Origin of the sequence: Leptobacterium flavescens (assembly GCF_010671605.1) — a bacterium.
In the GTDB taxonomy this organism is placed as follows: Bacteria; Bacteroidota; Bacteroidia; order Flavobacteriales; family Flavobacteriaceae; genus Leptobacterium; species Leptobacterium flavescens.
Genome location: NZ_JAABOO010000001.1, coordinates 1,258,509 through 1,283,592 on the forward strand (window position 1 = coordinate 1,258,509; position 25,084 = coordinate 1,283,592).

At 40.3% G+C, this 25,084-nt stretch carries 19 protein-coding genes and 1 tRNA gene; 13 read left to right on the forward strand and 7 right to left on the reverse strand.

Annotated features, from left to right (window positions below; translation table 11 throughout):
- The first annotated feature begins 25 nt into the window (after positions 1 to 25).
- The 3 genes from GWK08_RS05515 to GWK08_RS05525 are packed head-to-tail and all read left to right on the forward strand — an operon-like array spanning position 26 to position 4,962.
- Positions 26 to 1,117 carry an efflux RND transporter periplasmic adaptor subunit gene (locus GWK08_RS05515; protein ID WP_163605895.1) on the forward strand — a complete coding sequence of 364 codons (1,092 nt, stop codon included), beginning with the start codon at positions 26 to 28 and terminating at the stop codon, positions 1,115 to 1,117.
- Between the two features lie 50 nt (positions 1,118 to 1,167).
- Complete coding sequence (locus GWK08_RS05520) at positions 1,168 to 4,281, forward strand: efflux RND transporter permease subunit (RefSeq protein ID WP_163605896.1); 3,114 nt, start codon at positions 1,168 to 1,170, stop codon at positions 4,279 to 4,281.
- Positions 4,282 to 4,296: 15 nt separating this feature from the next.
- Positions 4,297 to 4,962: an ion channel gene (locus tag GWK08_RS05525; protein ID WP_163605897.1), complete on the forward strand. Its 666-nt coding sequence runs from the start codon at positions 4,297 to 4,299 to the stop codon at positions 4,960 to 4,962.
- A gap of 9 nt (positions 4,963 to 4,971) precedes the next feature.
- On the opposite strand, the gene GWK08_RS19200 is transcribed toward GWK08_RS05525, so the two are convergent.
- Positions 4,972 to 5,172: a hypothetical protein gene (locus tag GWK08_RS19200; protein ID WP_204335999.1), complete on the reverse strand. Its 201-nt coding sequence runs from the start codon at positions 5,170 to 5,172 to the stop codon at positions 4,972 to 4,974.
- Positions 5,173 to 5,525: 353 nt separating this feature from the next.
- Between GWK08_RS19200 and GWK08_RS05535 the strand changes: the two genes are divergently transcribed.
- Positions 5,526 to 5,936, forward strand: coding sequence for a hypothetical protein (locus GWK08_RS05535; protein ID WP_163605898.1), 411 nt, complete (start codon positions 5,526 to 5,528; stop codon positions 5,934 to 5,936).
- Entirely contained in the window at positions 5,929 to 9,204 is a 3,276-nt protein-coding gene (locus GWK08_RS05540) for a CHAT domain-containing protein (protein WP_163605899.1), read from the forward strand. Before GWK08_RS05535 ends, GWK08_RS05540 begins: the two co-directional genes overlap by 8 nt.
- Positions 9,205 to 9,207: 3 nt before the next feature.
- Here the strand turns inward: GWK08_RS05540 and GWK08_RS05545 are convergent, their stop codons facing one another.
- The 3 genes from GWK08_RS05545 to GWK08_RS05555 all read right to left on the reverse strand — a co-directional run bounded on the left by GWK08_RS05545 (position 9,208) and on the right by GWK08_RS05555 (position 13,187).
- Positions 9,208 to 10,062: a hypothetical protein gene (locus tag GWK08_RS05545; RefSeq protein WP_163605900.1), complete on the reverse strand. Its 855-nt coding sequence runs from the start codon at positions 10,060 to 10,062 to the stop codon at positions 9,208 to 9,210.
- 414 nt (positions 10,063 to 10,476) lie between these two features.
- Positions 10,477 to 11,145: a response regulator transcription factor gene (locus tag GWK08_RS05550; RefSeq protein ID WP_163605901.1), complete on the reverse strand. Its 669-nt coding sequence runs from the start codon at positions 11,143 to 11,145 to the stop codon at positions 10,477 to 10,479.
- Positions 11,142 to 13,187, reverse strand: a complete 2,046-nt coding sequence (locus GWK08_RS05555; protein ID WP_163605902.1) for a tetratricopeptide repeat-containing sensor histidine kinase — start codon at positions 13,185 to 13,187, stop codon at positions 11,142 to 11,144. Before GWK08_RS05555 ends, GWK08_RS05550 begins: the two co-directional genes overlap by 4 nt.
- A gap of 263 nt (positions 13,188 to 13,450) precedes the next feature.
- Between GWK08_RS05555 and GWK08_RS05560 the strand changes: the two genes are divergently transcribed.
- From GWK08_RS05560 to GWK08_RS05580, 5 genes are all read left to right on the forward strand, one after another.
- Positions 13,451 to 15,028 (forward strand): M48 family metalloprotease, encoded by a 1,578-nt coding sequence (locus GWK08_RS05560; RefSeq protein WP_163605903.1) that lies wholly within the window; start codon positions 13,451 to 13,453, stop codon positions 15,026 to 15,028.
- Complete coding sequence (locus GWK08_RS05565) at positions 15,025 to 17,166, forward strand: VWA domain-containing protein (RefSeq protein WP_163605904.1); 2,142 nt, start codon at positions 15,025 to 15,027, stop codon at positions 17,164 to 17,166. The genes GWK08_RS05560 and GWK08_RS05565 overlap by 4 nt, the downstream gene beginning before the upstream one ends.
- A gap of 108 nt (positions 17,167 to 17,274) precedes the next feature.
- A complete protein-coding gene (locus tag GWK08_RS05570) occupies positions 17,275 to 17,541 on the forward strand; it encodes a hypothetical protein (RefSeq protein ID WP_163605905.1) in 267 nt (88 codons plus the stop codon).
- A 5-nt stretch (positions 17,542 to 17,546) separates the two neighbouring features.
- A complete protein-coding gene (locus GWK08_RS05575; RefSeq protein WP_163605906.1) occupies positions 17,547 to 18,641 on the forward strand; it encodes a hypothetical protein in 1,095 nt (364 codons plus the stop codon).
- A 5-nt stretch (positions 18,642 to 18,646) separates the two neighbouring features.
- Positions 18,647 to 19,189, forward strand: a complete 543-nt coding sequence (locus GWK08_RS05580; protein ID WP_163605907.1) for a hypothetical protein — start codon at positions 18,647 to 18,649, stop codon at positions 19,187 to 19,189.
- Positions 19,190 to 19,191: 2 nt separating this feature from the next.
- Here GWK08_RS05580 and GWK08_RS05585 read toward each other — a convergent pair whose 3' ends face one another.
- Both GWK08_RS05585 and GWK08_RS05590 read right to left on the reverse strand, forming a co-directional pair.
- Complete coding sequence (locus GWK08_RS05585) at positions 19,192 to 21,690, reverse strand: ABC transporter permease (protein WP_163606304.1); 2,499 nt, start codon at positions 21,688 to 21,690, stop codon at positions 19,192 to 19,194.
- A 44-nt stretch (positions 21,691 to 21,734) separates the two neighbouring features.
- Positions 21,735 to 22,424 (reverse strand): ABC transporter ATP-binding protein, encoded by a 690-nt coding sequence (locus tag GWK08_RS05590; RefSeq protein ID WP_163605908.1) that lies wholly within the window; start codon positions 22,422 to 22,424, stop codon positions 21,735 to 21,737.
- 75 nt (positions 22,425 to 22,499) lie between these two features.
- On the opposite strand from GWK08_RS05590, the gene GWK08_RS05595 reads away from it, so the two are divergent.
- Entirely contained in the window at positions 22,500 to 23,189 is a 690-nt protein-coding gene (locus GWK08_RS05595) for an arylesterase (RefSeq protein ID WP_163605909.1), read from the forward strand.
- 52 nt (positions 23,190 to 23,241) lie between these two features.
- Here the strand turns inward: GWK08_RS05595 and GWK08_RS05600 are convergent.
- A tRNA-Leu gene (locus GWK08_RS05600) sits at positions 23,242 to 23,323 on the reverse strand.
- A 148-nt stretch (positions 23,324 to 23,471) separates the two neighbouring features.
- On the opposite strand from GWK08_RS05600, the gene GWK08_RS05605 reads away from it, so the two are divergent.
- Positions 23,472 to 24,413, forward strand: coding sequence for a ribose-phosphate pyrophosphokinase (locus GWK08_RS05605; protein WP_163605910.1), 942 nt, complete (start codon positions 23,472 to 23,474; stop codon positions 24,411 to 24,413).
- Positions 24,414 to 24,435: 22 nt separating this feature from the next.
- The gene (locus GWK08_RS05610; RefSeq protein WP_163605911.1) at positions 24,436 to 25,050 is read left to right on the forward strand and encodes a 50S ribosomal protein L25/general stress protein Ctc; all 615 of its coding nucleotides are present in this window, start codon (positions 24,436 to 24,438) and stop codon (positions 25,048 to 25,050) included.
- Positions 25,051 to 25,084: the final 34 nt, after the last annotated feature.

Sequence of the window (25,084 nt, forward strand, 5' to 3'; positions counted from 1 at the left end):
AACAAAATATAAAACCAGAAAAAAAATGAATAATTCGAATCTATTCAAGGCACTGTTTCTTATTGCCGTGTTCTCTTTGTCTTCCTGTGGCGGAGAAAAGAAAACGGAAGAAAAAATAGTACGTCCGGTACAGTATCAGGAAGTTGGTTTTTTGGGAGGTGAGAAAATAAGGACCTTTAACGGAACCGCAAAAACAGATAAAATTATCAATCTGAGTTTCCGGAACAATGGTATCATCACAGAATTCAATATCAGACTGGGGCAGGAAGTAAAGAAAGGGCAGTTACTTGCCAAACTGGATAATGTACAGTCGAGACTGGCCTATCAGCAGGCAGTTTCTTCACTAAACAGTGCAGCTTCTCAGATGAATACCGCCAAATTAAGTCTGGACAGGACGCGATCGCTCTACGAAAAGGGAAGTGCTTCCTTAAGTGATTTTGAGAGTGCCAAAAACTCATACAGAACTGCATTGGCCAGTCATGAATCTCAGAAAAGAAGCGTTGATATTCAGCAGGAACAAATACGATACGGTTATCTATACGCCCCCGAAGACGGGGTTATTGCCAGTGTAAGTGCCGAGATAGACGAGAATGTAACCCCCGGGCAGAATATTGCGGTTCTGAATGCGGGAACGGATATGGAGATCTCTCTGGGACTACCCGAAAGTGTGATCAACAGGGTAAAACAGGGAATGAATGTAACGATAGATTTTTCTTCTCTGGCAGGAAAACAGTTTAACGGCCGGGTAACAGAGGTAGCACCTGCTGTAGATGCTTCCACTTCTACCTATCTGGTCAGGATAATTGTCACCGATCCGTCCGAGGAAATAAAAACGGGAATGGCAGCTAATGTGACCTTCGATTTCGGAGATGGCGAAAGCACAGCCAATACTTTAGTAGTTCCGGCCAAATCTGTAGGTGAAGACGGAAGCGGACAATTTGTATTTTTAATTGAAGGAGATGAAGCCGGAAATGGCGTTGTTAAAAAGCAGTATGTTGATATCGGAGAACTGACATCCGAAGGTTTTGAAATAAAAAGCGGTCTTTCTGCAGGGCAAAAAATTGCCACTGCCGGTTTACAGACCCTTTTGGACGGACAGGAAGTTCGTTTACAATAAGTACCGGACCCGGTAAAAAACAGGAATCCGAAAAATAAAATCGACGACAAATGAATTTAGCACAATTCTCCATAGATAAAAACAGGATCACATTTACGGTTCTCGGAACCATCATATTAATGGGACTCGTTCTCTACCAGTCTCTGTCGCGGGATAGCATGCCGCCCTATACGGTAAGGGTAGCCACCGTGGTTTCTACTTTTCCGGGAGCCAGCCCCGAACGGGTGGAGTTACTGGTTACCGACAAAGTGGAAAAAATAGCACAGGAGCTTCCCGAATTAAAAGAAGTAAACAGTACGTCCAGATCCGGGCTTTCGGTAGTATCGGTAACACTTAAAGATGAAGTTGGGCCCGAAAAACTACAGGCTGTCTGGGATCGCCTGCGAAGAAAACTGGATGCCATGCAAGGCCTGCCTCAGGGAGTGCAACTCCAGTTAAATGACGACGGGATCGGGGATGTTTACGGGATCATTGTAGGTCTGAGCAGTGATGGTTTCTCCTATGCTCAGATGAAGGAATATGCAGACGACATTAAAGACGATCTCATCAAACTGGAAGATGCGGCGAAAGTAGAGCTGGGGGGAGAACAGGAAGAACGGGTCTTTGTAGAATTCGATAACACCCGCCTTAAAGAATACAATCTCTCTGCCAGCAAATTGCAGAACATCATAGCATCTACCAATATTCTCAGTTCCGGAGGGCAGATCAATCTGGAAGATGAACGGATCATTTTAGAGCCTACGGGAAATTTCAATTCGGTAGAAGATATAAAAAGAACCCTCGTTCCGGTAGGTGATGGGAGTCAGCTGGTATATCTGGGAGATATTACCAATATAAAACAAGGGTATATAGACCCTCCTACGCAGAGGGTCAGGGTAAACGGGAAGGATGCCATTTCCCTTCATGTCAACCTTAAAAAAGGTGCTAATATCATCAAGCTGGGAGAAGAGGTAAACCAGGTGATGACCGAATGGAAGTCAAAACTTCCGGTAGGACTGGAAATAACACGACTGGCCTCAATGGATAGTTATATCGACTTTAAGATCAGCGATTTTATCAGCAACCTCCTTCAATCTATCAGTATTGTATTGCTGGTGATGCTTATTTTCCTCGGTTTCAGAACCGGAACCATCATAGCCAGTCTGATCCCCATAGTAACCATTATGACCCTGATGCTGATGGGGCTTATCAATATGGGACTCAACCAGGTAACCCTGGCTGCCCTGATCATGGCCCTTGGAATGATGGTAGACAATGCCATTGTGGTAGCCGAAACTATTATGGTGAAAATGGAAAAGGGAATGGATGCCAAAAAAGCGGCTATTCAGGCTTGTTCGGAGCTTTTTACTCCCCTACTGATCTCAACGCTGACCACTTCGGCGGCCTTCCTGGCTTTTTATCTGGCCGAATCTACAATGGGCGATATCGTAGGGCCTATTTTTGTGGTTATTTCTCTGGCTTTATTATCATCATGGATCATCGCTCTTACTGTGATCACGCTTTTCTGTTATCTGTTCCTGAAGATCAAACCCAAGGGAGAAAAAAAGCCCAGTTTGATAGATCGCGCCATCGATACCATGAAAAGATATTACAAGAATATTATTCTAAGAGCACTTGCATCTAAAAGACTGGTCCTCTTCGGAATTATCGGCTTGTTCCTTCTGTCCCTATTTGGATTTACAAAGCTTCCTTTCCTCTTTTTCCCCGATAGCGACAGGAATATGATCACCATAGATATTAACCTTCCACAGGGAACGAGAATAGAACGTACTTCCGGGATCGTTGAGCAGATAGAACAGTATATGAAGGATTCCCTTCAGGTATCTTCTTCCAGAACGGAAGGGATTATCGACTGGTCTTCCTATATCGGTGAAGGTCCCGAATCCTATGACCAGGGATATTCTCCGGACGAAGCTAATTCGAGCTATGCACATTTACTGGTCAATACCTCATCAGCCGAGCTTAATCAGCAAATGATAGACAGGCTGGATGCTTATAGCTTTAAAAGTTTCCCCAATGCAGACATTAAGGTAGGACCACTGGGAGCCGGTGGAGGCGGAACCCCCATAGAGATCAAGGTTTCGGGAGATAGCCCGGATGAATTGGCTAAAATATCAGAAGCTGTTAAACTAAAACTCTCGGTCATTGCCGGAACTAAAAATATAAAAGACGACTGGGGGCCTAAAAGTAAAAAGTTTGTAATAGATATAGATCAGAGCAGAGCCCAGACCGCCGGGATCACGAGTCAGGATATTGCTACTTCCCTGCAAACGGTACTCGACGGTTTCCAGACCGGAGAATACAGAGAGGATGATAAGTCTATCCCGATCGTGATGCGTAGTGAGGCCAACCAGCAGCAAAGCCTGGAATCTCTGGAAACCCTGAACATCTATGCTCAGAATTCGGGGAAAAGTGTACCCCTGCTTCAGGTGGCAACCATCGTACCTGAATGGCAGTATTCCAAGATCAGGCGATTGGACCTGAACAGAACGATAAATATATCGAGTGAATTACGTGCAGACGGGAATGCTTCTGCCATTACAGCAGAGATCACTCCCTGGCTGGATGAGCAAAAACAGAACTGGCCTGCGGGTTATGATTATCAGTTTGGGGGGGATGCAAAAAGTACGGCAGACAATATGGGAGCCGTAATAAAGTATCTGCCGCTTTCAGGTTTTATCATTTTATTACTTCTCATCATACAGTTTAATTCGTTCAGGAAGACTCTGATGGTTACCTCAACTATTCCACTGGGAGTTATAGGAGTGGTTATCGGGCTGATGATCTTTCAGGAGCCTTTCGGATTTATGCCCTTCCTCGGAGTAATTTCCCTGGCAGGGATCGTGATCAATAATGCTATCGTGCTTATCGACAGGATCGAGATTGAACAAAATGAAATAAAACGCAATATCAAAGATGCTATTATCGCTGCTTGTCTGCAGCGTTTCCGTCCTATCCTCCTGGCTACCTTCACCACTGTTCTCGGGTTGATCCCCTTGTATATCAGCGGAGGTGAAATGTGGGAAGGAATGGCAGTAAGTATCATGGTCGGACTCCTGTTCGGTACGGTAATTACACTGATCTTTATCCCCTCTTTTTACAGTATCCTGTTTAAGGTGAACTACAAGGGTTATGAATTCGATGAAAAACTACTGGAAGAATAATTTTATCTGTATAAAATGATCAAAAAATTTTATAAAAACCGCTTTGAGATCTTCTTTTTCAGCATGCTGACTATCCTGTTCGGATCATTGGTAGTCCCTATAGATTTTTTTGAAAAAGTTCTGGTTCCCATCCTATTTCTGATAAACATCATTGCAGGGATTCTGCTGATCTCCAAAAAGAAGAAACTGGTCTGGTTTTTTATCATCCTTCTTATCAGTGCTTCTTCTGTTTTCGGAGCCGATATGATGAGTAAGCACTTCGAGAGCTCCACCCAGTTTATACGAATGGGGATCTATTTCCTTTTTTACTCTACGGTAACCATAGAGATTATAAAGCAGGTATGGAATGCCAAATTCGTAAATAAGAATGTTATCATAGGCCTGATGAGTGGTTATGTATCGCTGGGCCTGATCGCCTTCTTTATTTTTACCAGTATCGATATCAGCACTCCGGGATCTTTTGAAGGGATCCTTCTGGATGATCAGAGCCCATCGGCCAGGATGGATTCTCTTATTTATTACAGTTATATCACCCTGCTTACTATCGGATACGGAGAGATTATTCCTGTAACTCCCGTAGCACAGAAAGCAGCTATCCTGGTAGGACTGATGGGGCAGTTCTATATTGTGATCATTACCGCCGTAGTGGTGGAAAAATACATCCGGCACTCCAATAAATAGTGCCGGAACCTAAAGATCAGGATACTGGTCTTTAGCTCTCATAACGATATATAATAGAGATATCAAAGCTCTGATGATCTCCCTGCATTCCTTTTTTACTTCCGGATACTCCTGTATGGCCTTGTATACCTCTCTGTTTTCTTCTTCAGACAGGGCTCCCGCCACGTAGAGTTCCAGAACACCCGATTCTATGTATTCGTTTACATCCATAATTACCCTCTATTTTTTCAATACGATCTCCCTCAAAACCGCAATACATTCTCTTAATCGTGTTTTTATTGTCCCCAACAATAAGTGAATCACCTCATCAAATGTGAATCTGAGATTTGATCCATATACATTTACGAAAAAAGAAGGGTATAAGTTTTATTTAAGCAGCAGGAAAGAAAGAATTACAAATTTCATATGATAATGACATTCAAATAATTTTTTGCAAAAAAGAAGAAAAGGGTAATTTCTTACAGGGTTTTCCCCTATTTTTAAGTTGCGGTTAAAATATTTATAAAAATACTGCTAACTTATCAGTGTCATAAACATCTGCTTCAAAAATTAAATCCAAAAGCATGGCAAATTCCAATAAAAAAAGAGATGAAAAGGTATTGATTTCCAGCAATTATCTTTCGGGCTCTGAGATTACATCCGCATTACAGGAAATAGATATTAATACGGAATTAATTTCAGACGAAGAGGAAACCCGTAGTGATCTTCATCCGCTTTTAATGGCAGCTTTGATTACTGTTACTGCCGCCAGCAGTATTAATATCACCCAGAAATTCATCATCCCAATGATCAGGATCTTAAGGGATAAGTATAAAGGCACAAAACCGGAAGGCCTTATTATTATAGAATTTCCATCTGTACGGGTAAAATTCAGGTTCGACCTGTCTCCCGAAGATTTTGAACGACAAACAGAAAAAATAAAAGACCTCCTAGGGAATCCAAAAATCTTTATCACAAAGCACGAAGATGAATAAAGGTACTTTTCCTCTACTCGAAAAATTGTTTTTGACGGGAGATTACAAACAATTTACTTCTATTTACAACGATCTGAAAAAACCCATTTCAGACGGGATCCTTTTTTTAGCTCTTCAGGTATTTCACAATACGGAAAATGGGGAGGCTGTCAAAAAAACACATGATGCTCTTAAAAGATCGGAATCTCATACGACCAGAGTCCGTGCAGAGTTATCTTCCGGTTTTCATTCGTTTATAGAAGAGAAACTCACGAAATCTGAAGGCAACAGCATTTGCGCAAAATGTAAACTTCTGGCAGAACAACATCAGGGTACGGGTCTTGCATTTTTTGCTACAAGTACAAAAATAAAGGTAAAGTTCGCCCTTCTTAACCAGGGATTGATCGATGCAGATTGCAAGGATGAAATTATAGAAGAAGGTCTTGAGCTATACAAAGCCTATAAAAACATCTTGGGAAAAGAAACCTCTTCCTTTCTTCTGACCCTTATCAATCATACAACAGCAATGCCTAAAGCTGATCTGAAAAAGGGCATAAAGCTTATAGATGATTATCTTTTGGAAAGTGAAAAGTCTTCAAAAGATCGTCTGTATGATACTTCTTTTTATCTAAAAAAAACGCAGCTTGAACTAAAAACAATTTATTACGACCGGTTTTACGATCCGACAAAACTTCCGGATTTTGTAGAAAACAGCCTGAAAAAAATAGAAAATCGTGGGTATTTGGCTGCAAAAGCCCGAATTTTTGGAATTTACGGATCTCATTTATTGCAACTAGAGCTTATAGAAGGAATAGAGTGGCTGGCGCAAGCTATTCTTCTTTTCTGGGAACTGGATCACCGGAAAGATGCCTATATCTATGAGAACAACTGTTTAAAATGGTTGCAGGAAAGGCATCAGGCGATTCTTCTGAATGACTTCAAAAAAACCATTAGCCTTCCTGAAAACTCCAATAACAGGTCAATTTCGCAGGAAATAAACATCCTCAACAAAGCACATCAGTATTTTGCAGAAAGTGATTATTATGCCAGTGAAAAAATATTAAAAGACACCCTGGAGGAGTTAACAACAGAAGGAAACAAGATACATTTCATTAACTTATTGGCTAACAGTGCTTCCAAAATAAAACTGGACAACAAGGATCTCCTCACCGTCATTGATGAAGCCCTGGAGTCTTTGTCTCCTGTTAAAAATTCTATTCTGACCGCTCAATTGTATTCCTTTAAAGCTATATTAGATAAAAACAGAGCCGGTGATCATTTTGCAAAGACGATCGGAATTTTTAAAACCCTGGATTCAACTGATGAAGTTGTAACCCAGTTAACAAACCGTTTTATCCATAGTGCACAGGAGCAAAAAGGAAAGAAAGAGGCAATTTTCACCAAAGATACCATTGCCGATCTGGAGGAAGCAGATGCCTATCTTTTAGACAAGAAATGGATCAAGAACAGATATTCGTTAAGAGGAAAGTTATTCCAAACATACGCTTTCGGGCTGCTTCTGGAAAGGCAATTTGACAAGGCTCTTAAATTTTTAAAAGAAGCTTTACAGCTATTCGAAAAGGCCGGTCATTTAGGTAGTGTTGCTACAAATGCGCATCATCTGGGAAGTATTCTCATTGAGTTGGGAAGGGCTCAAAAGGATATTCATTTTTATGAAGAAGCAAATAAGCATGCATTAAATGCACTAAAAATACTGGAAACCGGAAGTCTGATCGATTTTATCTGGCGATTGGAGTTTCAGGCAGCTTTAAGTTATTCGGAAGCTCTGCAAAGAAATCTGGTAAAAGAAGATCAAATCTCCTTTTACCGAACAGAAGCCGAAAAGTACTTTAAGGCTTCTCTGTTTACTGCTCAAAGCCGAATTAAAAAAACAGGTACTTTGGAAACTTCAAGAAATCTGGAAGCGGCTATTAATCTTCAAAGAGATATAAAACAACTTATCTCTTCCGGCTTTTACTTTTTCTTCAATCACAAAAGATTTAAAGACTGTATAGAGTGGTTAGAAAATGTCAGGGCAAAATCCCTGCTTTATTCCATCGCAAACAATATCAAACCGGATCCTGAAATAAGCGATCATCTTTTATTGGCTGAGGAACATAAAATATTAGAAGCTATTTCTTCCTCCTCCTCTATTCAGGAACAAAGAAAACGGGAAAAAACCCTTGGAGATCTGTACGATAAGATGATTGAAGATCGGGCACTTCAACAATATGCAAAAAAGAAAACAGAAACTATTCCTTCTTTTAATGAAGTTATATCAGCCATTAAACAGGATGAGAAAAAGTTAAAGGGAGAAAAGCTCTTCTTTTTATACTATTATATCCATCAGGACCGGCTATATGCTTTCGGGATCAATTCCGACAACTCCGAACCTTTACTCTTTGAGATCTCTATATCTGTTCCTGATCTGAGAGAGGAGATACTCACTTTTTCTCAAAAGATGTCGATGGCCAGATTTAAGGATTTCAGGCCCGAAGAAAGTTTCTGGACACAGTTCAGCGCTTTGATCGAACCGCTGGAAACATGGACAAAACCCGGCGATATTATTTGCATTATTCCGTATGGGATACTTCAAAACCTCCCTTTTCATGCTCTTTTATTAGATAAAAAGCCTCTTATTATGAGGAATCCTGTTTTTTACAATTCCAGTTTAACCAGTTGGGAATACCTTCAGTCTAAAACAAAAGAAGAAGATATCTTTAAGAAAGCATTTGTATTTGGCGACCCTGAACTGGATCTTAAGGAATCTGTAGAAGAAGTAGAAACTATCTCCCGCATTTTTAATACAAAACCAATTGTCGGGAAAGAAGCGCACAAAAAAAAGTTTACCGATGCATTGGATCAGGCATCTTTTATACATTTTGCCGGGCACGGTGTTTTTGATGAGAATAGAGGTTTCTTATCCGGGCTCAGTCTTTATAATAATGAACTCGTTACTGCGGAGGAGATCATGAACAGGAATAATATTGCTTCTTTTATTGTTCTTTCGTCCTGTGATACGGGGCGTCAGAAGAACCATCCGGGAGAAGAGTCTATCGGATTGATCCCTTCCTTTCTGGCTGCGGGTGCCAGTACGGTAATGGCAGGTTTATGGCATGTAAAGGATAAAGATGCCAAAGATTTTTTCCAGTTGTTCTATAAAAAAATCAGTCAAGGTATCCCCAAGGTTATAGCCTATCAGCAAAGTATGATCGAATTGATGAAAAGACCCGAAAGAGCCCATTTTTATCATTGGGCCATGTTCTCCCTGAACGGAGAATGGCAATAGCGATCAGTATTCCTCTTTATACAGTTTTACCAGTTTGCCTCTGAATTCTTTTTGGATGGATCCTATAAGTCCTTCTTTATTGGGAACCGAACTAAAAAGAAGCCCAGCGGTCCCAATTGACTCATGAAGTTTTTTTGCTTTATCCAGTTTAAGGTTCATTGTCCTTAGCTTATTACTCATAATATTCCTGAGAACAGGCTTAAGTCTGTTGTTACCAAACAGATTGATATAATTCCTGATCTCCATATAAAACTCTTCATCCAGAACTGCCTGGAGGTTTTGGGCTTCCAGATCACTTAATTGTTTTTCCAGGTAGGTAATATTTCGTTTTAAGGTGTCTATTTTCGAATTTTCTCCCCTTATATCCTTCTCCCTATATGTTCCATTATTTATTTCTTTGACTATTGAATTAGCAAAATGATATACTCCTTTTTCTTCATCCTTACAAGGAGAATACTTTCTAAAAAAAGCATCCAGCATACTTTTATTTTCCAGGTAATATTCTTCAATTTCATTTTTATTATCATCAATATATTCCCAGAAAGTTGTTTTAGGTCTATCAGAATCATCAACAAGCCATTGTACTAATCTATCTATATTAATTATTTTTCTGTTTCCAGGTTGGTCTTTAAAACTAAAAATCCTTCTTAGCGTGGATCCAGAAAATGATTCATCAACCTGAAGCAAAGCTTTAATATCATTTGCCACAATTGTAAAATCTTTCGTATTCAGAGGTCTACCGTGAAACTCTTCTTTCTCCACTCTATGGATTAAATAAAACAACCCTTTTATTTCCTTTTCAGTTTTTATGGTTTCCTCATTCATATCAATACTCTTTTTTGATCCGTGAAATTCCATGAAACTACCATCTCACAGATTACCAGGCAATTACAAATACTTTTACACTAGATCACTTTAGATCTCGTCTTGCGCAAGACACGATAAACAAAATGAATTAATAATCGGATCGGAGGTATCAGATTCCCGAGATCCACAAATCGTGTCAATTATGTTTAATAGTAAATTTAATTTAATCTTGTTAGCTAGTTTAATCATTTTTCTTAGTTCCTGTAGTCTGGACGATGATTATTCAAATTATGAAAATCCTACTCCGATTCTGGCTACGGATACGGATCCGCCAAATCAGGGAAATGATCCTGATCTTTGCGAAGATCCTGATGATGAAAATTGCCCTGACTGAATAGGTCTAATCGCTCTTAACATATTCGAATAAGTTTGTTTACAGGATACCCGCCCCGGGGCGGGTATCCTTTATATTTTTTTGAAGGGCGGGGTCGTTCCTTCATAATCTTCCCTGTACGCACTTTTATACCGTATATACATGCTCACCAGTTCTACGGAATTATTTGCATTAAACCGCTGACAAAGGTTCCTGATATGCGACTCAATGGTCTTTGGCTCTACAAACAGTTCGGCTGCAGCTTCTTTTTGCGTATGCCCTTTACTCAGCACGGTTAACACTTCCTTCTCGCGTTTTGAGAGTTTAAGCCACCTGCCGTCATCCAGCATCTTCCTGATATTCGGATCTATATAATTTTCACCGGCCATTACTTTCTCTATCGCCTTAAACATTTGCTTTACCGATAGCTGCTTGTCCAGATACCCTTCCACTCCGTATTCATCAACCAGCTTTTCATAATGATCTACTTTGGCATGCTGTGTAAGCACAATGATCTTTGTATGTTGAAAATCCCTTTTAACCTCTTCTGCAATCTTAAAACCATCATAGTCCGAAGAATCAAAATTAAGGTCCAGTATCATGACGTCCACTGTTTTGGACTGAAGGAATTCAAAAGCTTTTTCATAATTATGAGCCAGGGTAATTTTACTCACCAAAGGATGATGAGACAACAATTGCTCCAGCCCTTCCGAAAAAATAACGGAATCATCTACGATCAATACGCTTAATTTTTTCTTCATTTTAAATGTGCATTTAATGGAAATTCCAGGCTGAGCTCCGTCCCTTTAGAGGTTGGAAAAACCGAACAGATCCCCTTAAGAAGTTTAGCCCTCTGCTGCATATTGAGTATTCCTATCCCATTGCTGTCGGTCTCCTTAAAGCCAACACCATTATCCTTTATATTAAAATGAAGGCGATCGGATTGATCAATACTATGAGAGATGATCACTTCGGTGGCTTTAGAGTATTTTTCAATATTGTTCAGTGCCTCCAGTAAGATCGCATAAAAATTGGTTTGGGCTTCCAGCTTAAGTTTGTCGAGCACTTCAGGGATCTCATCCTTGATATTAACCAGTATTTTTCTGTAGGTCTGGAATTCGGAAAGCTGGGATATTATGATCTCCGACAGTTTATACTTCTTTATTTTATCGTCCAGCGGTGACAATCTATGCGATATCAGGCGCATCTGGTGATTGATATCCTGGATATTATCCGTAATATCTTCCGCCAGTTTCTTCTTATCCTCATCTACGGATAAAGACAGGGCCTGTACCTTTAAACGGATCCCATCCAAACTGGTAGCTACAATATCGTGAAGGTCTTTGCTCATAACCTTTTTTATCACCTCCTGTCCTTCATAAATTGCCTTAAGTTGTTCTACGGCCTGCTTATGCTTTAAAGTCTTCTGTCGCTGATTCAGCAAGAGGTAGGCAATGATCATCAGTAGTAACAACAATAAAGACACGAGCAGGAAAAGCCTGTTAACCTTAATGCTGCTTTTTTGTTTATCTATCAATATCTGGTTTTCCTGATTCAGGAGGGATAATTGCAGGTTCTCGTTCTGTTTTTTTTCGGTTTCAAACCGTTCCTGCAGTTCCTGTACTATTTCGGCCTGACGGGTATTAAAGACCGATTGATACAGATCTGAATACTTTTTCTGAAAATCATAGGCCAGCCGGTAGTTTCCCCTTTTGTTATTGTACAGAGCTTTTATCTCGTAGTTCCTGTATACGGCTTCCTGATTTTCTATCTTATCTATCAACCCATCGGTCATGTTCAGGTATTTAGCGGCTGCGGGAAGGTCATTAGCCTTAACACATAGCAATGCCAGTTCATTGGCATTGTAAAAAACAGATTCCGTATAGTTTTGCTCCTTATTGATCTTTAAAGCCTTGTCGTAAAAAGACCTTGCATTTTTCAGATCGTCTTTCAGGTAATAAGCAACCCCCACGTTGTAGAGGGTTGAAGCGTATCTCCTGGAGTTTTTATCTTCAAGCTCAAGTGATCTTTTATAATAGAACAAAGCCGAATCGTATTCCTTCTTTGTCTTATACGCATTGCCAATATTGTTAAAACTCATGGCAATTCCCGAGGTGTCTTTTGCCTGCTTCCTGTATGACAAAGCCCTAAAGTGATAGTTAAATGCTTTTTTATTATTTCCAAGGCTATTCTGTATCTCAGCGATGGAGTTATTTACAGATCCCAGTTTTTTAAAATTTGCCGTTTTATTAAAGCCTTCATCTGCCAGTAGCAGATAACTCAGTGCTTCCTCATATAGCTGGCGGTTCTTATAGATAATTCCCGCATTGGAAAAAGCGTTATATGCTACCTCATCTTCTCCTTTCTCCTTATAAATGGAAAGGGCAGCCTCCAGATATGGCAGCACACTGTCTTTTTCCCTTAATCTTCTTTTGATGAGGGCAATACCCTGATACGAATAAGCTGCATTCAGAGATAAAGGACTTTCTTCAATACTTTTTGTATACTGACCGATAGCCTGCTCATATTTCTTTTCCCTTCTGAAGAGTCTCCCCCGTTCTTTGTGTAAAGCAGATCTTAATTCGGCATCTCCTGCTTCAGTTGCCATCAAAATTGCCTCCGAATAGATTTGATGGGCCCGGGCATATTCTTTCTTTTTAGCAAGACTATCCGATTTAGCGATAATGGAGTCGAGTGGAATAGTAGTTTGTGCTCTCAATAAAGATATAGAGCCGAGAAAAAGCACCATCAGCAACAATACAAAGGAGGAGGATTGCCCGTTGAAAAGGTATCTCTGTTTCATAATTCTAAAATAATTAATATTCGAGGGGGAATCCTAGCTGCCGTATAAATTTAAGGAAATTCCCTCATTGAACTACAGCCGATTATTCAATAATATTGATAAGAGTAAAATCCGGTTTTAAAAAACCGGATTATTTCGCTAAACAATCCCCTAAACATACGAGTATTAAGCTCTGTTAAAAACGGAGTCCTGCCCTTCATCAGATACCATAAAGTTTAGCCTCTTACGAGAGACCACAACTTAATTAATTTAAACACCATCGGATGAAAGCAAAAACTACTCTAAAAACCCCCATTAAAAAGTACTTTTCATTAAAAATACTGCTCGTCTTTATTTTTTTCAGCTCTCTGGCTTTTGCTCAGGAGGAGGAAACCTGGAAGGAAGCAACCATTTTCGAATTTACTGCCCCCTATGAAAAGATAGTTATCAGTTTTGACGATGAGGAATTTACTTTCCTGGTCAACGAAAAGACCGAGTTTTTACGCTCGAAGAGAAAATCGATCGACAAGGACAAGATCTTTCCCGGCAGCACTGCAGATATTTCCTTTGTCATTGAAAACAGAAAGCGTGTACTCACCAAAATAATGGTAAGTGCCGAAGAAGAGGAAGGCAATAAGTTTGAAGGGGTATTTGAAGTCCTGGAAGGCGATATTGCCTATGTAGATGGCCGGAAAGTCATGCTTACCGATAAGACCAGTATAAAATGTAAAGGTGGAGACGGCTGCAATTGCAGTAAGGGAAGGAGTTTTCTGGATCTTACCGAATTACCGGTCGGTAGTTTTTTAACCGTAACCGGAAACCAAGGTGCTAATGGCATTTATATGGCTTCCAAAATAGAGGTCTGTAAAAACGTTTATACCAATAATGACAAGCTGCTGATGAAGGAAGTTGCCAAAAGTTTTGACGCTTCCAATATGAGCCGAATAAAACTGGTGCCTGAAAATTCCTTTAATCCCTCTTACGGACTCCATGAAGGGAATATCAAGATCGGGAGTGTAGACTACAAACTTCTCGATAATATAAGGATACAGGGCTATATAAATTTTGTCGGTAACCGCGTACTTCCCGAATACACCAAGGAAGAAAGCTTTTCTCAGGAACACGATGTGTATTTCAGGTTTTATGTAATAGATAACGATGTTCCCAATGCCATGGCCTTCCCCAACGGGATGATCTTTATAAACACCGGTCTGCTGAAGCTTATGGAAAACGAAGCTCAACTGGCTACCGTACTCGGGCATGAAATAGCTCATGTTACTTACGAGCACGGAGCCAAAAGGTTTAAGGCCACCAAGTTTACCGAAAGTAAGATCGGGAAGAAGGGATTCGGATGGATGAAAAAAATGCTTAAAAAGAAAGTCAATGTAGCGGACGACGGGATCCTGGGAGCTGCTTTCGACAAGGCTCTGGAATACACTACTCCGGAGAATATCATGAACATTTTCGATAAAAAGAAAGAGACTCAGTCGGACCGGGTGGGGCTTTTTTATATGCATAACAGTGGATACGATATCAGGGAGGCTGCCAAATTCTGGCAGATCATGGTGAGTAACACCAAGAATGAAAAATTCATGAATAAAATTACCAGTAGCACCTGGGATATGATCAACTCGATTGAAGGAGAACTGGATGGCGATCTGCTAAACCAACTGGGGAAAGAAGGTTCTGACCTACTGGTAACCCAGATCCTGGAAACCGTTTATACTTCTCACCCCTTATCGGTAAAGCGTTTTGGCGATATTAACCGCCTACTAGCTGTCACTTACGAAGGTGTAGACTTTAGTCAATACCAGATAGGAAAAGAAGAGTTCGATAAATATATAGCAGAGATCAGGGAATGAGCATACTAAAGCTACAATGCACAATACTCCTTCTTCTGTTTTCGGTTTTGGTAAGCGCACAGAAAAAGGGGCCTCCGCATAAAGATCTGATCAGGCCTATTACCAATGGAATGATCATTCATCTGGATAGAGGATCCCCGTATGAAATTAAACTCGAATTATTGGAAATAGACGGGGTAAATTACTCAGCTGTTTATGGAAATTCTCCGTTGGGTATTAAAGCTATTTCAAATACACAAAACTCAAATTTGTTTCTATTAAGGAGCAATGGCAAAATATATCCGATAGAAGATCTCAGTGGTATCTTTTTGAGTCCTTTTGCTCCTTATAGTGCTGATTATGAATTAACATTAAATGTCGACACAAGTAAGCACAATGTCAAAATAAAAGGAACTATATTCTATTTAACGGAAGAAACACACTTAAAAAGAAATACTTATAACAGAGTTGCGACCGGTGATTTGGTACTGGATACCAAAACCGGATTATATTATGATGACTGTGGTACTCCCTGGATAAAACTTGCAAAAATTCAAAGTAAATTCCATGATCCTGACCACAATGTTAAATTTATAAGCCCTAATCCTGAGGGAGGTGAATACGAGACCGTTAAGAGATTGGGAAAAGGGGAAAATCATAACTCAAAAAGATTTACAGGTGAAGTTAATTTTGATATTCCTATTCTAGGAACTTATAATTATAGTCATACCAATAATAAATTAAATCACGCTAAATGGGACATAGTACCTCACGGATTATGGGGTGATAAATACAATTTGGGAAAGAATTTTTTATGTAATCCTACAAAGAATACAAACTCAACAACCCTTTTCCTTTTTGATCGTTCCGGGAGTATGGCGTCTAAAGGTGCCAGCGGAAAATCTAAAATAGAGGAAGCCAAGGAAGCTGCTTTCCACAGCTTGAATTCCATGCAAAACAATGGAGGTTCCGGGCAGGAAGCAGGTTTTCTGACCTTTTCCGGTAGTTGTATTGACAATCCCACTGCTTCTCAGGCTCTTAATTTTAGTTCGGATACGCAGCAATTGCAAAATGCCATCAATGCAATACCCCATCCAAGCGGGGGTACTCCCTTAAAAGAAGCGGTAGATGCCGCCACCAAAAGGTTACAGGAATACGTAAGGTCTAACGGAAACGGCAATACACCTAAACTCATTGTCATGAGCGATGGGGTTTCCTCCTGTGGGAAGATTCGCCCGCCCGGTGTATACAGCAAAGGAACGCCGCTTCAAAAAAGGACTTCTTCCCGTTTTGCAAGTGGCTTTACCAGCAGCAACAACTTTAACAGCAATACCTCTAATCCGGAAGTTTCCGGATTATCCCAACAACCGGCGGTAGATATTAAGTACTACACTATAGGTTTTGATATTAAACCCGGTTCCGAAGCAGAGCGCGACCTTCAGTACCTGGCCCGTTCTTCGGGAGGAAAATATTTAAACGCCCAGAATGAGTATGAGTTGACAAGGGCTTTTCAGCGTTTTTTCAGGCTTTACCGCCCTAAAGAGACTTCTGCTCTTAACGATTTAGATCCGGAAGGGCTTCGGAAATTTCAGGAAGGGGTTTCCAGCATCAGAAGAGAAAACTACTCAGATGCCAAAGATATTTTTAAAGAACTGATAGCCAGTTTTCCCCAGGATTACAATGCTGTGTTTAATCTGGCCCTTATGTACGAGGCTAATAATCATTATACCGCAGCGATAGAAATGTTCGGGCAATACCTTAATCTCAATCCCGAAGCAGAAGACAGAGAATGGGTGCTTAAACAAATAGAGCTTTTAATAATAGACAGGACGGCCTTTTTTGAATACACCAGGAATATCCTTAACAGCGACCTGGAATATTTAAACCTTCATTTCAAAAAGGTCCAAAACGGTGAGAGTATAAGCCTTGCCGAAGAATTCAAGGCTTTTATCAGGGAAAAACAGGAATACTATAAAACACTGCCCGAGCTTTTAAGCACGGGAAACCGGCAATTAAAGATCGGTGCCGGAGAAATTTCAAGAGGGCTAAAGAACTGCACAAATCTGATAAAAAAAGATCCGGAGAACTGGGATAAAAATGCAAGCCCGCTGCTATCCGTAATATATCTCAACCTGGAAAGATTGATAAAGAGTTTTTAGGTTATAAATCATTAGAATTCAGGGAATATCCTGATTGTTTTCCCCTACATAATTTACAATATTCGTTCAGTAGAATTAAGAAATAATCAACATTAATAATTTTAAAATATGGGAGATAGTGAAGAAAACAGTTTTTCCAACGGTTTAGGAATAATCGTTGGGATTGTCGGTGCAATTTTAGGCGTTGGAGCGGCAAATAACGATCCTGAGATAAGCGCATTTGGCGGTTTTATTGTCGGAGGTATAATTGGCTATTTGGGCGGTTGGATCGTAGGTAAAGTGCTAACCTTTGCCTTAAAGGTATTAATCGCCATAATATCAATAATATTTATCATTTACCGTGTATACAGATTGTTGACCTTTTTAGCTGAATAAGTGATTTGAACAGAATAATAAACAACGTAATTTCAGGTTTTTTCAAGGGTTTTGTTCCTGTAACATATTTAACCTTTATTATCGCGGGTTTAATTTCGGCCTTAGTTTCCGGGCTGATAGAGTATCAGGTTTTTCTGGAACTATTTCCCAAAAACAATGGTGGATCCAAATGGCTGATTCTGTCCATTCCTTTATTAATTGTTTCTTCTTTTGAGATCACTAAAATTTTTCTGATTTTTTTAGACAAACAGTCTCAAATTAGTAATAATATAAATTACAAAGTAGATCAATCTAAGTTCAGGTACTTAAGATACATTTTGATCTTTATTTCCTTTTTTGCCACTCTTATTTTTTCATATTACAATTTACAAAACCCGGAATTCGATAAGGTAATTGAAAAGAGAAAAGCGGAATTAGATGAACAGTATGAGGCCGAGTTAAAAGAGATCAATAATTCCTTTGATAAACAAATCAACCTGTTAACTCAGGAAATTGACAGGCAAATTTCAGTTTATGACACTAGAATGATTACCGAGGAAAGATTCAAATTTAAAAATAGTCAGGAATACAGAGGGCCCCGTTTTAATGAAGCGAAAAAAAATAAAGAAAATCAGGAGAAAAGGCGCCTGGCGATAGTGGAAAACACAAATATCAAAAGAAGAAATGAAATTAAAAGTCTATTTGATAAAATTCAGCTAGAGAAACAAAAAGCAAGTGAAGAGTTGAATCAATCCAATACTTCGGGGAATAAAATGCTATCTGCAACTCTAAGAGTTTTGAACCTCAACGCTAAATTTCCCGAATGGCAATACATTATGATAATTACCATTTTAAGTTTAATAATGAGTGCAGGACTCGAGTTCATCATTTGGTCATCCTTTACAGTATTAGCCATTAATCATGGAGATATTTTTGATTTTGGTATTCAAACTGAGAAATACAAAAACGCAACTGAAGCAGAAATTATAATCGATAATGTCCAATCTAAAAGCGATATAAAAAAAGCAAGAAACTATGCCAGCAATATAATTAACACGGTTAAGTCCACAGCAAAAGATCTAACCCGAAAAATGAGAAAAGATATAAACAAGAAAAACTAGAAATTATGAGTAAATTATCTAATAATAATAAAAACGAGTTGGTTAACCAAGACCATTTTTCAAATGAGATAAATCAGAAAAAAAGCGAAGCGCAAAGATTGTTGAATCGAAAAATGACATTATTACAACGTATTTTTCCCTCAGTTGAACAAAAAGAGGCGATCAAACATACAAAAATAACGTTGGCACAGGAATCGGAGTCTGACCTTGAGGTAAGGAGGATGCATAATGAGTTTTTCAAACAAGCTTTGCAAGCTACATTCGATAAGGTTTTGACAGAAGGAACAGAATCAATACAAGAAGGGTTAACGAGGAAGTTTACGGCAAACAAAGCAACCCTGGATAAAGAAATTGTCAAGTTGACAAAAGAGTATTTTGAGGAAATGGAAGCGTTTGAAAATGAAATATTTCAAATTAAGAGCGACAGAATGCGAAGCAGACAACTTAATATGCTGGACAAAAGAATTGACGAATTCGAAAGAACCGTAAACAATCTAATGAAAAAATATGAAGATACCCATAACAAAAGTGTAGGAGATAAAAATTAAACCTACACCTCCTTCCTCAACACCTCCAGGGGAGGGCTTTTCAGTACGCTTCTGCTGTTACTAAGCCCGATAAGTAATACCAGGGCGGTAACTCCGGGTAAAAATACCAGGAAGGGTGTTAGAGAAGGCACGAAAGTAGCTTCGAACACAAAAGTGGCCAGCAGTTGACTGCTTACCAGAGATAAAAGGATCCCGATCCCGCTGCCGATCACTCCCAGGTATAGAAATTCCAGGGTGGTAATTCGCAGGATCTGCTTACCTTTTGCCCCAAGGGTCCGCAGAAGGACATTTTCCTTAATACGCTGATATTTACTATTACGTACCGAACCTATAAGAACGATAACCCCCGTAAGAATACTGAAGAAAGCCATAAAATTAATGGCCCAGGCAATCTTTTCCAGGATGTTTTCAACGATCGTGAGTATCTGTCTAAGATCCAGAACGGAAACATTGGGGAATTTCTTCACCAGTTCGCGCTGTAAAGATGCCGAACTAACTTCATCCGGGGTATGGGTCGTCAGAATATGGAACTGAGGTGCATTTTCAAGAACCCCCTTTGGAAAAACAAGGGAGAAATTCATTTGTACCCTTCCCCAGTCTACTGCACGTATACTTCCAACAGTGGTTTTCATTAATACTCCCTGTACATTAAAGACAATCTCATCACCTATATCAACCTGGGCATCTTCTGCTATATTGTCGGAGATCGAAATTACGATCGGGTCTCCTGGTGCTATTTCCGGGGTCCACTCTCCTTTGGCAAGGGTTTCGGTGGCGATCAACGAATCTCTGTAGGTAGCTCTGAACTCGTTATTCAATACCCACTCCCGTACCCCGGAGGCACTGTCTTTACGAATATCATTGGCCGGTACTCCCTTAATACTATGCATCCGCATGGTTACAATAGACATATTATCGATAAGTGGGAGTCCCTTTGGGGTAATGGTCCTGGCAACTGCTTCTCTCTGTTCTGTCTGAACATCCATCAGAATAATATTGGGACTATCAGAACTGTTCTCCAAAGCTGTTTTGGCCAGTAACATATCTTTTGTAAAGTAAAGGGTACTGATCAGAAAAGTTCCCAGTCCGATTGCCAGTACCAAAACCATCGTCTGATTATTCGGACGGTAGAGATTCAATAAACTTTGCCTGGAAGTAAATCCCCATGAGGTAGGGAAAAATCTTTTGATTGCCTTCATAAATAAACTTGCTATTCCGGCCAGGATCGAAAACGTGATCAGGACTACTATCACAAAAGCCAATGCAAAAACACCGTCTTCCAGAAGCCAGAATGAGAATAAAAAGATAAAAAGCAATATCCCGGTAAACGTAAGAAACCTGGCTCTCCTCGATTTTACCACTTCCCCTTCTCTTACGCGCAACACCTCCAATGGAGCAACATACCAGGTATTCAATAATGGCAGTAATGCAAATAAAACCGACATAAAAATACCCAGCAACAGTCCCAAAATAACCGGTTGTGCGGTTAATGAGATCTCTACTTCAAAAGGCAGGAATTCCTGTAAAATAAGTGGAAACGATTGCTGAAGTCCTATCCCGATAAGTGTTCCGATAATTCCTCCGGCAAGCCCCATCCATGCAATCTGTATCAGATAGATCAGGAAGGTTTGTTTTCGGGTAGCGCCCATACATTTAAGGACGGCTACGGCTCCTAATTTTTCTCTTATATAAATATGTACCGAGCTTGCAATTCCCACACAACCCAGAAGCAGGGCTACAAAGGCTACGAGGTTCAGGAATCTTCCCATATTCCCGTAACTGCGCCCCAATTGCTGGCTCATTACTTTATGTGTATCCAGATCTGCATTTTCGGCATCCAGAACAGGGTCCAGATCTCTATCAAGTGCATCGAGATCCATTCCCGGAGGAGCTACAAAAAAGTATTGATATTCCTTTCGGCTCCCCTGTTGTAAAAGTTCGGTCTTATCGATAAAACGATATGGGATCAGTACCGGGGGAGCTACCGATGCGGAAATAGCTGAACTTCCGGGCACCGATTTTAACGCCCCTATAATAGGTAATGTAAGTTCTCCCAGTTTAATGGAATCGCCGGGCTCTAATTCAAACTGCAACATCATGGTAGCATCTACCAGGGCGCCTCCCGATGCCTGATATTCTGTAGCTGCCGAAGCCGGTTCCGTTTCCAGGGTTCCGTAGAAAGGAAAGCTGCCTTCAACACCTCTCACCCGTACCAGCTTAGCTTCGCCATTCTTGGGAAAGGCCGCCATAGATGCAAAATTAACTTCAGAAGCATCGGCTCCTCCCAGGGAATCGATAATATTCTGCACTTTTTCATTCGGAAGCTGCCTGCTGTCGATTATAAAATCGGCTCCCATTAATGCTTTCGACTGGATCGCAATATTCTCTTCCAGGTTCTCACTAAAGGATTGAATGGAAACTACTGCTGCGATCCCCAGAATGATAGATGCCATAAAGAGCAGAAGCCTTGAACTACTGGCTTTACCATCTCTCCACGCCATTTTAAACAGCCATTTCAGACCGGCTTTTGATGTGTATTGATTATTCAAGATACCGCAGTTGTTTCGTTCATTATAATCTTTCCTCCCTTAAGTCTGAGGATCTGTTGTGTTCTGTTTGCCAGTTCGAGATCGTGAGTAACGATCACCAAAGTGGTTCCCGCCTCCTGATTCAGTTCAAACAGGAGTTTTACCACCTTTTCACCTGTTTCTTCATCCAGGTTCCCGGTTGGTTCATCCGCAAATAATATGGAGGGTCGGTTTGAAAAAGCTCTTGCCAAAGCCACCCGCTGTTGCTCTCCCCCCGAAAGTTGCGAAGGATAGTGATGAGCCCTGTCTGCCAGTCCTACCTTATCCAGTAATTCCATCGCTACCTTGGTTGCATTTTTTGCTCCCTGTAACTCAAGAGGAACACTTACATTCTCCAGGGCATTCAGGGTTGGAAGCAATTGAAAATTTTGAAAAATAAAGCCTACTTCCTTATTGCGCAACTGTGCCAGCTGATCTTCATTAAGATCCTGTAAAGGAGTTCCGCATAATTCGATCGCTCCCGAATCAGGCCTGTCTAACCCGGCACAAAGTCCCAGGAGGGTTGTTTTTCCGCTTCCCGAAGGACCTACAATAGAAAAGGTGTTTCCTTTTTCTACTTCAAAGGAGATATCATTCAATACCGTCAGCTTTTTCGAGCCGCTCGTATATGTTTTCTCCAGCTTATGAATCTTTAATATCTTTGACATCAGAACTGTTTTGGATTTGCTTTTGTCAAGCAAAGCAAAATAAGGAAATGATTTGGACATTTAGACCCTGGAACTATGCAAACTATCTTAAAATTTCGTTATTTTTTAGTCTTTTTATTACTGATTTCCTGCGGAGGGGATTCCGGCGCGAAAAAAGAAAGTCAGTCTACAAAAGACACCGATACGGAAAATACGGTTACTTCAAGTACCAATAAAACCATTTTGTTTTTTGGCGACAGCCTTACTGCCGGCTTTGGACTTGAAGTTGATGAAGCTTTCCCGGCTCTTATTCAATCCAAATTAGATTCCTTGCAACTCAGTTATACGGTCATTAATTCTGGTTTAAGCGGAGAGACTACAGCAGGTGGAAGAAACCGACTTAACTGGGTACTCAATCAGAAAGTAGATGTTTTTGTACTGGAACTGGGAGCCAACGATGGCTTAAGGGGGATCCCCTTACAGGAAACCCGAAATAACCTGCAGGCCATTATCGATCAGGTATGGCAGAAAAGCCCGGAAACGGTTATTGTTTTGGCAGGAATGCAACTCCCACCTAATATGGGACAGGATTACACCTCGGAATTCAGGACTATTTTCCCAGAATTGGCCGAAAAGAACGAAATTCCTCTTATTCCCTTTTTGCTAAAAGATGTGGGCGGTATTCCGGAACTCAATCAGGAAGATGGGATCCATCCTACAGTTGAAGGGCAAAAGATCGTAGCCAATAATGTGTGGGAGGTATTGGGACCTATTGTCAGCAAATAATTTAGAAGCATTTATAAAAACAAAAAAGCCGGAACTTTCATTCCGGCTTTTGTACTCGAGGTGGGAATCGAACCCACACTCCCGAAAGAACTGGATTTTGAATCCAGCGCGTCTACCAATTCCGCCACTCGAGCATTTTTGAGGCGACAAATCTAACAAATAAAATTCGATTCTTTTATAAAATTAACCAATAATTACTTTCGGTCTTGGAATAAATTTCTAAATTTGCAGCTCGTTTAACGCAAGCTAATAAAAATCAGCGGCTAACAATACTTTTTAGGCATGCCTAATGTAAATTTAGAACCAAAAATTTTTGCCTGCTCACAGAGCAAAGAACTCGCAGAACAAATAGCGAAATCTTTTGGCACCGACCTAGGAAATGTTATAACATCGACGTACAGCGATGGAGAATTTCAGCCCTCCTTTGAGGAGTCTGTAAGAGGTACCAGGGTATTTATTATAGGATCTACATATCCGAATGCAGATCACCTGATGGAAATGCTGCTTATGCTGGATGCTGCCAAAAGAGCTTCGGCAAGACATATTACCGCAGTAATGCCGTATTTCGGATGGGCAAGACAGGACAGAAAGGATAAACCCAGAGTTCCGATTGCCGCTAAGTTAGTTGCAAAAATGCTGGAGGCTGCAGGAGCCACAAGGATCATTACCATGGACCTGCACGCAGATCAGATACAAGGGTTCTTTGAAAAGCCGGTAGATCACTTATTTGCTTCTACCATATTTTTACCTTATTTGCAGAGCCTGAATCTGGACAATCTGACGATTGCTTCTCCGGATATGGGTGGTTCCAAAAGGGCTTATGCGTATTCGAAAGCTCTGGAGTGCGATGTGGTAATCTGTTATAAGCAGCGTGCCAAAGCCAACGTGATCTCCCATATGGAGCTTATCGGAGATGTTAAAGGAAAGAATGTGGTGCTCGTAGATGATATGGTAGATACCGCAGGAACACTTACTAAGGCAGCAGACCTGATGATAGAAAGAGGTGCATTGAGCGTAAGAGCAATTACAACGCACGCTATCCTGTCCGGTAACGCCTTTGAAAAGATAGAAAAATCAAAGCTAAAGGAATTGATCGTAACAGATTCTATACCTTTGCAACAGGAAAATGAGAAGGTAAGGGTACTGAGTTGTGCCGAGCTCTTTGCAGATGTAATGCACAGAGTACACCACAACACCTCTATCAGCTCTAAATTTTTAATGTAAATACATTTAATTTTATATAATAATGAAGTCAATTACAATCAACGGATCTCAAAGAGAAAGCGTGGGAAAAGCGGCAAGCAAATCCTTACGTAATGCTGGAAAGGTTCCTTGCGTGTTATACGGAGGAGATCAACCATTGCACTTTTCAGCCGATGAATTAGCATTTTCTAAATTGGTTTACACTCCAGATGTACATACTGTAGTGATTGACCTTGGAGACAAGAAATTCGATGCTATCTTACAGGACATTCAATTTCACCCTGTAACGGATAAAATTCTACACATAGACTTTTTCCAGTTACACGAAGACAAAGAAATTGCTTTGGATATTCCTGTAAAAATCACTGGTAATGCTCCTGGAATTCTAGCGGGTGGTGTTTTACGTCTTAACAAACGTAAACTAAAAGTAAAAGCGCTTCCTAAGAATTTACCGGATTTTATCCTTGCAGATATTTCTGAGCTTGAGATCGGAAACAAACTTTATGTTCCGACCCTTGCAAAAGATGAGTACAAATTTTTACACCCGGACAACACTGTTGTTTGCCAGGTAAGAATTTCACGTGCTGCGATGAAAGCTGCGCAAGATGCTGCAAAAGAAGAAAAAGCTGCTGCAAAAGAAGCTGCTGCTACAGAATAACAAAAGAATATCTTTATCAAAAAGCATCCTTAGT

Bases quoted from the DNA above. Each gene is read 5' to 3' on its own strand.
- GWK08_RS05585 (WP_163606304.1), bottom strand. From the start codon at position 21,690: ATGGCGTGGAGAGATGGTAAAGCCAGTAGTTCAAGGCTTCTGCTCTTT.
- GWK08_RS05595 (WP_163605909.1), top strand. From the start codon at position 22,500: ATGCAAACTATCTTAAAATTTCGTTATTTTTTAGTCTTTTTATTACTG.
- GWK08_RS05555 (WP_163605902.1), bottom strand. From the start codon at position 13,187: ATGAAACAGAGATACCTTTTCAACGGGCAATCCTCCTCCTTTGTATTG.
- GWK08_RS05520 (WP_163605896.1), top strand. From the start codon at position 1,168: ATGAATTTAGCACAATTCTCCATAGATAAAAACAGGATCACATTTACG.
- GWK08_RS05590 (WP_163605908.1), bottom strand. From the start codon at position 22,424: ATGTCAAAGATATTAAAGATTCATAAGCTGGAGAAAACATATACGAGC.
- GWK08_RS05560 (WP_163605903.1), top strand. From the start codon at position 13,451: ATGAAAGCAAAAACTACTCTAAAAACCCCCATTAAAAAGTACTTTTCA.
- GWK08_RS05540 (WP_163605899.1), top strand. From the start codon at position 5,929: ATGAATAAAGGTACTTTTCCTCTACTCGAAAAATTGTTTTTGACGGGA.
- GWK08_RS05550 (WP_163605901.1), bottom strand. From the start codon at position 11,145: ATGAAGAAAAAATTAAGCGTATTGATCGTAGATGATTCCGTTATTTTT.
- GWK08_RS05545 (WP_163605900.1), bottom strand. From the start codon at position 10,062: ATGGAATTTCACGGATCAAAAAAGAGTATTGATATGAATGAGGAAACC.
- GWK08_RS05565 (WP_163605904.1), top strand. From the start codon at position 15,025: ATGAGCATACTAAAGCTACAATGCACAATACTCCTTCTTCTGTTTTCG.
- GWK08_RS05570 (WP_163605905.1), top strand. From the start codon at position 17,275: ATGGGAGATAGTGAAGAAAACAGTTTTTCCAACGGTTTAGGAATAATC.
- GWK08_RS19200 (WP_204335999.1), bottom strand. From the start codon at position 5,172: ATGGATGTAAACGAATACATAGAATCGGGTGTTCTGGAACTCTACGTG.
- GWK08_RS05580 (WP_163605907.1), top strand. From the start codon at position 18,647: ATGAGTAAATTATCTAATAATAATAAAAACGAGTTGGTTAACCAAGAC.
- GWK08_RS05525 (WP_163605897.1), top strand. From the start codon at position 4,297: ATGATCAAAAAATTTTATAAAAACCGCTTTGAGATCTTCTTTTTCAGC.
- GWK08_RS05535 (WP_163605898.1), top strand. From the start codon at position 5,526: ATGGCAAATTCCAATAAAAAAAGAGATGAAAAGGTATTGATTTCCAGC.
- GWK08_RS05610 (WP_163605911.1), top strand. From the start codon at position 24,436: ATGAAGTCAATTACAATCAACGGATCTCAAAGAGAAAGCGTGGGAAAA.
- GWK08_RS05605 (WP_163605910.1), top strand. From the start codon at position 23,472: ATGCCTAATGTAAATTTAGAACCAAAAATTTTTGCCTGCTCACAGAGC.
- GWK08_RS05515 (WP_163605895.1), top strand. From the start codon at position 26: ATGAATAATTCGAATCTATTCAAGGCACTGTTTCTTATTGCCGTGTTC.